This window comes from Nocardioides sp. WG-D5, assembly GCF_054031175.1.
In genome coordinates, this window is sequence record NZ_CM132928.1 from 5,623,752 (window position 1) to 5,635,378 (window position 11,627).

The 11,627-nt window shown below is 66.2% G+C and carries 11 protein-coding genes and 1 pseudogene; 4 read left to right on the plus strand and 8 right to left on the minus strand.

The features are described 5' to 3' along the window. Positions 1-2: 2 nt before the first annotated feature. Genes ACWZJV_RS27085 through ACWZJV_RS27095 form a run of 3 tightly spaced genes read right to left on the minus strand, consistent with a single transcriptional unit; the run spans position 3 to position 2,558 of the window. Entirely contained in the window at positions 3-581 is a 579-nt protein-coding gene (locus ACWZJV_RS27085) for a VOC family protein (RefSeq protein WP_457179577.1), read from the minus strand. Continuing rightward, the gene (locus tag ACWZJV_RS27090) at positions 578-1,564 is read right to left on the minus strand and encodes a LacI family DNA-binding transcriptional regulator (RefSeq protein ID WP_457182002.1); all 987 of its coding nucleotides are present in this window, start codon (positions 1,562-1,564) and stop codon (positions 578-580) included. The genes ACWZJV_RS27085 and ACWZJV_RS27090 overlap by 4 nt, the downstream gene beginning before the upstream one ends. Then, positions 1,557-2,558 (minus strand): Gfo/Idh/MocA family protein, encoded by a 1,002-nt coding sequence (locus ACWZJV_RS27095; protein WP_457179578.1) that lies wholly within the window; start codon positions 2,556-2,558, stop codon positions 1,557-1,559. The genes ACWZJV_RS27090 and ACWZJV_RS27095 overlap by 8 nt, the downstream gene beginning before the upstream one ends. A 139-nt stretch (positions 2,559-2,697) precedes the next feature. Here ACWZJV_RS27095 and ACWZJV_RS27100 point away from each other — a divergent pair, with 139 nt between their 5' ends. Genes ACWZJV_RS27100 through ACWZJV_RS27110 form a run of 3 tightly spaced genes read left to right on the plus strand, consistent with a single transcriptional unit; the run spans position 2,698 to position 4,737 of the window. Beyond that, the gene (locus tag ACWZJV_RS27100) at positions 2,698-3,345 is read left to right on the plus strand and encodes a bifunctional 4-hydroxy-2-oxoglutarate aldolase/2-dehydro-3-deoxy-phosphogluconate aldolase (protein WP_457179579.1); all 648 of its coding nucleotides are present in this window, start codon (positions 2,698-2,700) and stop codon (positions 3,343-3,345) included. Then, complete coding sequence (locus ACWZJV_RS27105; RefSeq protein ID WP_457179580.1) at positions 3,342-3,881, plus strand: AAA family ATPase; 540 nt, start codon at positions 3,342-3,344, stop codon at positions 3,879-3,881. Before ACWZJV_RS27100 ends, ACWZJV_RS27105 begins: the two co-directional genes overlap by 4 nt. Positions 3,882-3,903: 22 nt before the next feature. Next, the gene (locus ACWZJV_RS27110; RefSeq protein WP_457179581.1) at positions 3,904-4,737 is read left to right on the plus strand and encodes a shikimate dehydrogenase family protein; all 834 of its coding nucleotides are present in this window, start codon (positions 3,904-3,906) and stop codon (positions 4,735-4,737) included. Positions 4,738-4,821: 84 nt separating this feature from the next. Here the strand turns inward: ACWZJV_RS27110 and ACWZJV_RS27115 are convergent, their stop codons facing one another. The 5 genes and pseudogenes from ACWZJV_RS27115 to ACWZJV_RS27135 form a co-directional block, all read right to left on the minus strand. Beyond that, a complete protein-coding gene (locus ACWZJV_RS27115; protein WP_457179582.1) occupies positions 4,822-5,310 on the minus strand; it encodes a PucR family transcriptional regulator in 489 nt (162 codons plus the stop codon). Next, positions 5,232-5,630 carry a hypothetical protein gene (locus tag ACWZJV_RS27120; RefSeq protein WP_457179583.1) on the minus strand — a complete coding sequence of 133 codons (399 nt, stop codon included), beginning with the start codon at positions 5,628-5,630 and terminating at the stop codon, positions 5,232-5,234. The genes ACWZJV_RS27115 and ACWZJV_RS27120 overlap by 79 nt, the downstream gene beginning before the upstream one ends. Positions 5,631-5,655: 25 nt before the next feature. Beyond that, positions 5,656-7,065 carry a phytoene desaturase family protein gene (locus tag ACWZJV_RS27125; RefSeq protein WP_457179584.1) on the minus strand — a complete coding sequence of 470 codons (1,410 nt, stop codon included), beginning with the start codon at positions 7,063-7,065 and terminating at the stop codon, positions 5,656-5,658. Between the two features lie 90 nt (positions 7,066-7,155). After that, positions 7,156-8,268: pseudogene (locus tag ACWZJV_RS27130) on the minus strand (DUF3556 domain-containing protein). Positions 8,269-8,920: 652 nt separating this feature from the next. Further along, complete coding sequence (locus tag ACWZJV_RS27135) at positions 8,921-9,934, minus strand: IS481 family transposase (protein WP_457179585.1); 1,014 nt, start codon at positions 9,932-9,934, stop codon at positions 8,921-8,923. Between the two features lie 316 nt (positions 9,935-10,250). On the opposite strand from ACWZJV_RS27135, the gene ACWZJV_RS27140 reads away from it, so the two are divergent. Then, a complete protein-coding gene (locus ACWZJV_RS27140) occupies positions 10,251-11,537 on the plus strand; it encodes an MFS transporter (protein ID WP_457179586.1) in 1,287 nt (428 codons plus the stop codon). Positions 11,538-11,627 lie beyond the last annotated feature (90 nt).

Consider the following 11,627-nt stretch of genomic DNA (forward strand, 5'->3'; position numbering starts at 1 on the left):
GGTCACAGGTCCTTTCTGATTGGGTCGTCTGATGCTGAGATCCAGTCGGCGGGGCCGACCAGGCGCGGCGGGTTGGCTACCCGGGATCGGTCGACGATCTCCATGAGCAGCCCCCATGGGGTGAGGAAATAGGTCCATCGGTTGCCAGCAACTCGAGGGCTGTCGCCAGCCACCTCCTTGCGGTCACCGAGCAGTCGAACCCCCGGGATCTCGCGGAGCACCGCGACAGCCTCGTCCACGTCGTCGACCACGAAGCAGAGGTGATGGCCACCGGCGTCGCTGTGTCGCGGGTGCTCCACGCGTCGGTCCGAGGTGGCCCACTCGAACAGCTCCACGTTGAGGTTCGGCGGCATCCGCAGCATCGCGAGAGTGAGGGCGGCGTCCTGCGGTACGTCGAAGTTCTCGGGCATGAACGTTGCGTCCGGCCCCCTGGTGGAGCGATAGAGCTCTTCTGCTCCCAGCGCCTCGACGAAGAAGCGAACCGCCTCGTCGAGGTTGGGCACCGTGAGGGCGATGTGGTCGGCCCACCGGACTCCGGGGATCCGCGGCAGCTCGTTGCGGGTATGGTTCGGCGCCGTCATGAGCGTGGCCTGGTCGTGGAGGCGCGAACCTGCAGCTCGGGCTCGAGGACGAGATGCTCGACGGTGCCATTCGTCGCCTTCTTCTCCGCGAGGTCGATCGCGATCTTGCTCAGCTCGGCGGTGGGCTGCCGAATGGTGGTCAGGGCAGGGTTGAAACGACCGCCCAGCGCAAGTCCGTCGAACCCGATGATCGAGACGTCCTCCGGGACTCGGAAACCTCGGGCGGTGAGCACCGAGATAACGCCGAACGCGGCCATGTCGTTGGCTGCGATGATCGCGGTCGGGCGATCGGTCATGGCACAGAACTCGGCGGCGGCGCGCTCGCCGGCATCGGTGTCGGAACCGCTGTCAAGGACGATCGGATCACCCTCGGCGAAGTCGTGATACGCGTCCATACGCTCCTGCGAGGTGTACGTGCCGGAGATTCCGGAGACGTAACCGATCCTGTGGTGTCCGAGCGAGCGAAGGTGCTCGAAGGCGAGCTCGATACCGCGGCGGTTGTCGACGGTGACGCTCGGGACGGGCGCATCTTGGGCCAGGTGATCCGTGACGACGACGCGGCGCCCGAACTCGAACTCTGACAGCTTGTCGATGTCGATCCTGGTCGACGGCGCGACGACACCGAACGGCGCGTACAGCGATTGCATGGCCCGCAGATAGCCGTCCGCCTGGACCCGGTCACCGTTCGTGACGCAGAGCATGAGTTGGTAGCCGCGGTCTCCAGCGGCACGGGTCATGGCCTGCGCAAGCTCGGCGTAGAAGGGGTTGGTGACGTTCGGCACGATCAGCGGTACGAAAGTGCTCGTCTTGGACCGTAACGCCTGAGCGAGCGGGTTCATGGTGTAACCCAGCTCGGCGGCAACGCGCAGGACGTGTTCCCGGGTCTCGGCCCTGACCGCCTCGGGGCGGGAGAAGGCGCGCGAGACGGTCGAGCGGTGCACACCCGCCGCCTTGGCGACGGCGTCGATGCTGGGGTCAGTCATGGTGTTGTGCCTCTCGGTTAGCGCGGTAGGCACGCCAGATGATCCGCATGACGTCCTCGAGCTCGCCCAGGGTCGGTAGGCCACGAAAGTCGTCGTCGAGCGTGCGTGCGACGTGCCTCACGAACGGATCGTAAAGAGGGTCGCTGTCCACGTCGATAGAGGCCCGTTCGGTGTGGCCGTCAGTCGTCGTGAAGGTCGCAGCGCCGGTGGTGTCGATCGAGACGAAGCCGGCCTCGCCGACCGAGGAGTAGCTGCAGTAACGCTTGAGGCTGGACGGGGGAAACGCGTAGCCGACCTCGATGACGGCCTCGCGGTCATCTGCCGTGGTCAACACGAGGGTCGCGTGGTCCTCGACCCTTCCAGCGTGGAGGGTGTGTGACATCGTCGCTGCGCTCAGGACCGCGGGCTGGGCGCTGCTCTTCAGGAAGAGGTCGACGAAGTGGGGGCCGAGGTTGGCCAGGCAACCACCGCCCGCGCGGTCAGGGTCGAGCATCCATGGATTGCCGTTGTGGTGGTAGCGCTCCGGCGGCCCGGCGACGAACGAGAGCCGCTGATACACGGGCCGCCCGGCCTTCGCGAGCCAGCGGTCTGTTGGTCCGCCGCGCTGGATCAGCGGCACCGTCGCCGGGACACCCGCTTCTTCTGCGGCGCGGCGTATCGCCTGGAGCTGCTCGAGCGAGGTGCCGAGAGGCTTCTCGACGACGAAAGGGATGCGACGCTCGATCAGGGCCTGGCAGGTGTCAGCCATGCCGTCGTGGGGGCCGAAGACGTACGCGAGTTCGATGTCGGGCCGTTCGATGAGCGTCCGCCAGTCGGCCGTTGCAACGCCGCCCCACATCTGGGTCAGGCGCTCGGCCACGGCTAGGTCGTCGTCGGAGGTCCCGATCACCTCATGCACTTCGGCGATCGCCGCGACGTAGAGCGGTACGTGCCAGTGCGACGCACCGAGAACGATGGTGCGCGCTCGACGGGGCTGCGCCTCGACGCCGTCCATGAAGTACTCCGTCCTGACGAACTGGCGAGCTGGAAAATTTCTGAGATCGGTTGCAGAGATCGATTGCAGACACGTTAAGCAAGGTGCAATGCTCTGTCAACAGGTTGTTTCAGCCAGGTTCCGCTCAGAAGGAGTTCGCATGTACGGAAAGCTTCAGACCCTGCGCACGATCGAGGACTCAGGTGCTGTTCTCATCGTGCGGCTAGCAGACGCGGAGGTCGCGGAGCGCGTGGTGCATGCCGCGATCGAAGGCGGTTTTCGCGCTCTGGAGATCACCCTGTCGACACCAGGTGCCATGGACCTCATCCGGCGGCTGGCCGGTCAGTACACGTCGGACGGCATCGCGATAGGCGCCGGGACCGTGTTGGACGGACACGCCGCCTATGAGTCGATCCGGGCCGGAGCGTCGTTCCTCGTCAGCCCCCAGCTCAACCCCGAGATGATCCGCGTCGCCAACCGCTACCAGGTCCCGACGATCAGCGGCGCTTTCACTCCGACGGAGCTCCTCGAGTCGGCCGAGGCAGGGGCCGACATCCTCAAGCTCTTCCCGACCGAAGGCGCGGGTATTCCCTACGCCAAGGCCGTGCTCGCGCCGTTGGCACATCTGCCGATCATGCCCGCCGGCGGCGTGACGACGGAGAATGTCGCGGAGTGGTTCGCGGCCGGCGTCGCCGGCGTCGGCGTGGGCAGCGCCGTGACCAAGGCATGGCAGCCCGACGGCGACTACACCCGGGTCACGGCCGCTGCCCGTGACTTCCTCGACGCAGTGCGAGCAGCGCGCCAGTGACCGAGCCGAGCCTGCACATCGTCATCGGCACCGCCGGTTCCGGGAAGTCGACGATCGCGAAGCGCCTCGCTCGCGAGCACGCTGCTGCCTACCTGGACAAGGACGCGATGAGTGCCCGTTTCGTCGAGACCGCCCTGGTCGCCGCCGGCTACGACCCCAGCGAACGGGAGTCGAATGCGTTCTACCGAGAGCACATCCTGCCGCTTGAGTACGACTCGCTCCTCGACGTCTCCGGGGACAACCTTCGCCTAGGCCGACCGGTGGTCGTCGATGCGCCGTTCAGCCCCTACCTCGACGATCCCGACTTCATCACCCGCGCAGCGCAACGCCTCGCCTGGCCGCCTGTGCCTGTCGAGGTGGTCTGGGTCCGGACCTCCCCCGCCACGCTTCAACGGCGGCTGCGTGAGCGAGGTCTGGAGCGGGACAGCTGGAAACTAGACAACTGGAACGCGTACTGGTCGGAGCACGGTGAGCGAACCTGCGCGTGGAACGGCGTACGCGTAACCGAGATCGACAACGACAAGGACCATTCATGATGAGCAGACACGGAGTCCCCGCATGATCTCCGGCAGGACGAGGCTGATCGCCCACCTCGGCTATCCGACCGAGACGTTCAAGTCTCCGATGATCTTCAACCCCTTCTTCGAGAAGGCCGGCGTCGATGCGATCGTCGTACCGATGGCCATCAGCGCAGCCGACTTCCCGACCGTCCTGCCGGAGCTGTGCAAGATCGGCAACCTGCGTGGGGCACTCGTGACGATGCCGCACAAGAAGAGCGTCATCGACCTGGCTGACGAGGTCAGCCCGACCGCTCGGATTGCCGGGGCGGCGAATGCCGTGGTGCTGCGCGAGGACGGCAGGCTCGTCGCCGACATGTTCGACGGCGCGGGATTCGTCAGAGGCGTACGCCGCTCAGGACGCGAGCTACACGGAGCGAGCGCGTTGGTCGTCGGCTCGGGCGGCGTAGGATCAGCGATCGCCGCCTCGCTGGCGGAGGCCGGCGTCGACCGGATGGCGCTGGTCGACACCACTCCAGAACTCACCGACTCGCTCGCCAACCGGCTGTCCAGCCACTACCCCGGGATCGAGATAAGGACAGGGTCGGCCGACCCTGTCGGCTATGACCTGGTCGTGAACGCGACACCTCTCGGCATGAACGAGGGCGACCCGCTGCCCATCGACATGGCTCTGGTTGCCCCGACCACGTTCGTCGGCGAGGTCGTGATGAAGACCGAGATCACCCCGTTCGTACGGGCCGCGCGAGAACGCGGATGCGAGACCCAGATCGGCATCGACATGCTGTACGAACAGATCCCGGCCCTCTTGGAGTTCTTCGGGTTCGAGACCGCCACCGCCGAGGAGTTACGCGGCTTGGCGCAGATCGAGTACTGACCATTGCAGCAGTTGTCGGAACTGTCGCATGCGGTCGGCTTCACTCAGTCTGAAGCACCGCACTACCCAGGTAGCGGCACACTGTCAGCGCCATCGCAGGTCCGTGCGTGCTGGCGAGCCCACAATGTCCAGCGACTTCTGGGCGCGGCTGATGCGATACCGTACGGTGCTGCGGTGCATGTTCATGATGTCAGCTGTCGCGGTGTACGACTCTCCGCAGGCGTGGAAGCCGCGGAGCGTCTCGCGCAGCGCAGCGGCTTGGTCCGCATCTCGTGCGAGTGGGCCCAACACAGCCGCGATCCAGGCTCGCGTCCCGTCGAGATCTGTGCTGAGCATGGCGGTCACCGCAACGCCCTCGTCTCCGTAGCTCATGACGGGAACATCGACCGATGAAGCGACTCTGCGGGCAGCCAGTGCCTGCTCGTGGCTACGACGGAAGCCGTCGACGCCGATACCGGTCAGACCGACAGCGACCCGGCATCCGCCTTCGTCCATCACCGAGTTCGCCAGCCGGGCACAGTCAGGTTCTCCTCCTCTCGCCTGGAGCGGGAGCCATGCCCAGGCGGTGGCCACATCGACTGCGCTGACCAATGGAGCGTCAACGCATCCAAACCTGACGCCACGCGAGCGATGACGCGGTTCAGCAGACGCTGTTCCTCTGGCGACGAGTCAGTCGAAGTCGCCCACACCACCAGAGCGAGGTGTCGCCCTGCCAGCCGGTAACCTGTGCCGGCCTCGAACTCGCGCGGCCTGGCGCCGAGTCCGAGCAGGTCGTGCACAAGCGTGGCCCGAACGTTGCCTTCCGCGCTGACCCAGCGTTCACGCTCGCGCTCATAGACGTCGAAGATGAACTGGCTGATCCAGTCGATGTACTCACCGACAAGTGCGGACATGGGCTGCAAGGTCTCGGACTTCTGCTCAGCGCTGCAGTCGAGACCTTGAACGGCCGGAATCACTGTAGAGACCAAGTAATCCTTGCCCAAGGCGTACGCGCGAACCAGCGCGTTGCCGGGGACCCCGCGCTGCGCCAAGCGGAGCGCGTAGTCGACATGCCGTGCGCTCCGGCGCCGGGTGGCGTCGCCGCCGAGCACAAGTAGACCTCGGCAACCCGAGCGAGTAGGGGTCAAGTGCAGCTCGCGGTCGAAACACAAGTTGAAGCGGATCGTTGGAACCGGTGACGACGTCGCCGCCCACGTAGTTGGCGTTGTGACCTTCCATGTCGGCGACCGAGCGGACGTGTCGAGCCAGAATTCGGTCTTTGAATCCCGGCGCGAACCGCTCGATCTGGGCTTCGATCGACGCGGTCGCATCGCCTGCCCAGCCGGCAGGCACGTGCGCATACGAGTAGACCGGATGGGCGCCATCGTTCGCACGACTCGGATCGGCCACTGACTGTTGGCCCACCAGAACGAACGGCCCTTCGGGCATCCGTCCTCGCGCGACATCTCGTTCAGCGCTGGCCAGTTCCGCGAATCCGCCGACGGCGTGCACGGTTCCGGCCCGACGCGACGGTTCGTGTTCCCAGGGGACCCCGCGTTCGACGGCGAATTCGACTTTGAATGCTCCTGGCCCATGTCGATAGCGACGGAGGGCCCGCGACACCCGGTTCGGCATGCGATCGCCGATCAGGTCGGCGGCTGCGCGGGGCGTCAGGTCCAGCATCAGCACGTCGGGTTCGCCCACCTGGTCGAGCGAGGTGACTCGAACTCCGGTCTCGAAACGGACACCACGTTCCTCGCATGCACTGATCATGGCCCGGCTGATCGACGAGGAACCGCCCTTGGCAACTGGCCACCCGTACGGTGTGCTGCGGTGCCCAGCGCCACCCCGATCGCCGAAGAGATCGGACTCCGGAAATGCCGCATGGCGTGAGCTGCTACACCGCCCCACAAAGCGCGCTTCGGCCGACGAGAATCGTCGGGCCAAGAGCGCTGCCGGGAGAGCGGAGTAGAGCCCGAAGCGAGCCAGCTTGAACGGGTGGGAGGGCACCTGAAGCATCGGCCGCAGAAAGTCCTCGGCGATGTCGTCGAACCGTTCGTCGAGCCAGCCGAACATGCTCTGCCAGCGTTGGCCGTCACTGCCCAAGCCGACCGCCGTGTCGGCGACCGATCGAAATGCTGCGGCCCCTCGCCCGCCATCGAGTGGGTGGGAGTACTGCACCTCGGGCCGGAGCCACTCCAAGCCGTGGGCTCTCAAGTCCACTACTCGGCTGAGGGGCGTGTCCACAGCTAGCGGGTGGAATCCGGAGCATTCGTCGTGCAGGAGCCCCGGCAGCGTGAGCTCACTCGTTCTCGTGCCGCCCCCGAGTACTTCTGCCGCCTCGAGCACTGTGACCGAGAGACCCCAGCGTTGGCCAGGGTGAGGGCGGCAGCGAGCCCGTTGGGCCCGCTGCCGACCACGACGCCAGAGGTCATGCCCCTACCCTGCCATCGGCGGGCTCGCCGGCCTCGCTATCGGCGAAGAACGTGGGCTGGAATCGCGGCCGGGGGCCGAAACCGTCCAGTTCGGATCCCGCCAGGTGACCTTCAGCGGGATGGGGCCGTTCGGCAGCCAGGGCTGCTCGGCGACGGCGTCGCTGACCTTCCAGGTTCCACGCTCGACGACACCCAGCGCCGCATCGATGACCTTGTAGTGCTGGACTCCCGAGCCGAACGCCTCCGACTCGACCCAGGCGACGATGAACTCTCCGGGCTCGAAGTTGCAGTGTCGCTGCAGAGCCGCGATCAGGTTTTGGTCGTGGAAGTGTCCGTCGCCGAAGTTGACCCCCAGCAGCGAGTTGCACGCGAACTCGCCCTCGCGGATGGTCCAGTTGTCCACGTCCGGCAGGTAGCGGTGGAAGATAGAGGACAGTCCTCTGCCCTGCGAGTGCATGGAACGCCAGGCGATGGTCTGCTGCATGGTGATCTCTGCGAGCTCGTAGGGATATCCGAGAGCCTGCAGTTGGTCGACATGGTTGGTCGTCGGTCGCGTGACGCCATTGAGCTTGGCCTGCGCTCCCGGCTTGAAGGCCTACGTAGCAGTGGCCCAGTTGCCGGCGTACTGACGTATGGAGGGCAGGAACGAGACGAGATCGGGACGCAGATTCCCGAGTACCGGGAAGGAGAGCAGTCCCGCAATGATCGCCGCGGTGAGCAGTGGCGAGCTCATGTCGGTCACGGCGAACCCGTCCTGGGCGGGGAAGCCGGCGAACAGCACGATCACGGCGAACGCGAACAGCGTGTTCCACTCCAGCGGTACCGCGATGGGGAAGGTGGAGCGATGACGAGGTGAAAAGGCGACCATCAGGCCCACCGCAATGAGCGTGACCGTGCGGTCGGTCGAGAAGAGCAGCACCAGCGGTGTGATGATCTCGACCGCTGTGCCGCCCGCGTGGGCCATGAACGAGGCAAGCTTGCTGGGGCGCAGGTCGGTCGGGAATTTCCGGCAGTGTCCGCGACGCTCGGCGATGTTGCTACGACCCTGAATGTGTCGCCACGGCGAACTCACGCCGCTGGTCCTGCCCCGGGCGACATCCGGGCACGGGTCGACCACCGTTGAACTTCCCGCGGATCGTTTGGGGTGGAGCGGGACCGTCGGTTGTCAACGGCTTCAGCCGTTGACGCAAGGGAAGACGGAGTGCCCTCGCCTGCTTCGTCACTCCCAGCCCCAGGGACACCGGTAGGTCATAGCGCGACCAGGGGGTGGCCATGACGATGACGCATGCTCTCGGACACAACGAGGGCCCGCGGGCAGGGGCGCGGGCCCTTCGTTGGGTCACGCATCTGTGACTGTCAACGCCCGACCGTTCGCGAGCCTGTGCGGTGCGTGCACCTTGTGCAGGGGTGTGTTTGCCGATGGCTGCCGCCCCGGCGACTGCCTCAGCGGCGATGAACTCTTCCGCATCGAACGTGGTCGGCTGACCCCACTCGACCATGAGGCGACCGTCGACGTACACGCCGCGTAGATTGCTGCGGTCGTAGTACCGGACCAGGTCGAGTTCGAGATCCAGGATGCCGAGGTTTCGAACGCGTTGGCGTCCAAGATGAGCAGGTCCGCGGGGTACCCGGGAGCGAGTGAAACCGGTGACCTCTCCGAGCCTCACCGCGTCAGCTCCGTGGCGAGTGGTTCGACGTCACCCTCGAGCATTCGCGCGAGCTCGCATGCCATCCGCTGGAATCGCGGGCCGTCTCCAAGCAGCTCCTCCCTAGCTGTTCTGGCCGGGGAGGTTGGGTACGCGGTCGATTGGTGACTTGCCTTTGAGGCTGGTGTGGCCGCGGTGGTGATTGTAGTGATGCAGCCATGCGGGGTATGTGGCTGCTCGGTCGGCTTCTGAGGTGTAGGTCGTGGCGTAGGCCCACTCTTCGAGCAGTGTCCGGTTGAACCGTTCGACCTTGCCGTTGGTCTGTGGTCGATACGGCCGCGTGCGTCGGTGCTTGACCCGCCGGCCGAGCGTTTTGGCCCAGAGCCGGCTGCGGTAGCAGGAACCGTTGTCGGTGAGCACGGCCTTGACGGTGATGCCGTGGGCGGCGAAGAACCTCTTGGCGCGCTTCCAGAACGCTGCTGCGGTCTCCTTACGCTCGTCACTGAGGATCTCGGAGTAGGCCAGCCGGGAATGGTCGTCGACGGCGTGGTGCAGATAGACGTAGCCGCGCGAGGACGCGGCACCGGCTCGGCCTGCCCGGTCGCGGGCCGCGTGAGTTGCTCGCGCCTGTGCCGAGTCCCGACCGAAGACCCTCCACCCACCGCCGTCGGGGATCTTGCCGAGCTTCTTGACGTCGACGTGGATCAGGTCGCCGGGTGCTGGGTGTTCGTAGCGGTGCTTGTCTCGTGAGGAGGTCTTGATCCGGGCGCCGGTGGCCGGGTCGGTCCACTTCAGTCGCGGGCAGCCGTTGCGTCGAAGGACCTGGTGAACGGTGGAGGGGTTCTGGCCGAGGTGGTAGGCGATCCGGGCTGGTCCCCAGCGCCGCGTCACCCGCAGCTTCACGATCCGTCGCTCGGTCCGCTGCGGCAGCCGGTTCGGGCAGCGGTGCGGACGCGAGGATCGGTCGACCATCCCGGCCTTGCCGAGCTCGCGATAGCGCTGGGCCCAGCGCCGCGCGGTCGTGACACCGACGGAGAACCGCTCAGCGGCCCTGGCGTAGGACCAGCCCTTGTCGACGACGAGTTTGGCTAGGCGCAGACGTCCCGCTGGTGTGAGGGTGGCGTTAGCGTGGGACACGAAGACCTCCGTGGTGGATGTGGGTGCGTGGTAGCTCCACACCTCACCCGGAGGTCTTCGTCATCGTCCAGTCGGCCCGCCGTACCTAACGTCCGTGGTCAGAACACCTAGCGCTCAGGCCGACAGCGCGCGTCGCGTCATCGAGCGGGAGTCCGCCGCGCTCGCCGGTGCGCACCGCCTGGGCCTCCTTCGAGCCGGGTACAAAAATTGGTTCTTGTGTACCCCTTCCATCTCCAACGGTTTGTGACTACAGTCACGGTACGTAAGTATCCTAAGTCGTACCCAGGAGTGTGCTGTGTCGGCAACATCCCCCCTCGTGACCGGTTCGCGGTCCCGCCTGCGGCCGTTGCTGGCAGCCGCCGTGGGCAACATCGTCGAGTGGTTCGACTTCACCATCTATGCGACATTCGCCGTCTACTTCTCGCCGCTCTTCTTCCCGTCCGCTGATCCGACGGCTTCGCTTCTGTCGACGTTTGCCGTGTTCGCGGTCGGGTTCTTCGTCCGTCCGCTCGGGGGCTGGCTGATCGGTGCGTACGCCGACCGGCAGGGGCGGCGTAAGGCCCTGCTGCTCACCATTGTCCTGATGACCGCGCCGGCGTTCGTGATCGGCATCGCGCCCACTTATGCCGCGGTGGGGATCCTCGCACCGGTCGTGCTGATCATGGCTCGTATGCTGCAGGGCTTTGCGGCAGGCGGTGAGGCCGGCGGTGCGATGGCGTACCTGTCGGAGATCGCGCCCGAGCATCGCAAGGGTCTCTACAGCAGCCTGTGGTACACGACGGTCGTGCTGGGCATGGTGCTGGCAAGTCTCACCGGCTTCGTGCTCACCCGGCTCCTGGCCGCAGAGGCGATGGGGGAGTGGGGGTGGAGGATCCCGTTCCTGGTTGGTGGTGTCGCCGGGCTGCTCTCGCTGTGGGTCCGGCGCGCGATGGTCGAGACCAGCGATGCCGTCGTCGACGGCACAGCGGCGTCGCGACCCGCGGGACTCGGCACTCTGCTCTCGGAGTTTCCTCGGGAGACGTTGCGAGTGATCCTGCTCATGGCCGGAGCGGCCACTGCCTTCTACACGTTCGTGAGCTACATGCCGACCCACCTGATCAACTCCGTCGGGCTGGCGCCGGCGACGACGTTCGGCTTGCACACGGTCGCCCTGGTCATCTTTATGGTGCTTCTCCCGACATTCGGGATGCTCTCCGACCGCATCGGTCGGCGTCCGCTGGGCTTTGTGTTCGCCATCGGTGGCGGCGTTGCGATCTACCCGCTGAGTCTGGCGTTCTCTGAGCGCTGGTACGTCAGCCTCGCCGTCGACCTGGCGTTCCTCGCTTTGACCGCATGCATCTTCTCGGTGCTGGCCGTGATCATGACGGACCTGTTCCCGAGCCGGATGCGTGCCATGGGAGTGGGCGCGCCCTACAACCTGGCGACGGCGATCTTCGGCGGCACCGCGCCGTTCCTGCTGACCTGGCTGGCCGGCCAGGGGCGAGCTGACTGGTACTTCGCCTACCTGGCTGGCTTGGTCCTCCTGACCGGTGTCGGCCTCGGCCTCACGAGCAGGAGACGTACCGCAGCGAGCCAGGTGCCCACCCCAGAAGTGGGCTACTAGGACGCACCATCCCCCCATCACTTGCACCAATCACCGATCGATCGAGCCCCCGGGCCGGGGGACGAGGAGGGTCCGATGTTTGCCCGTGGC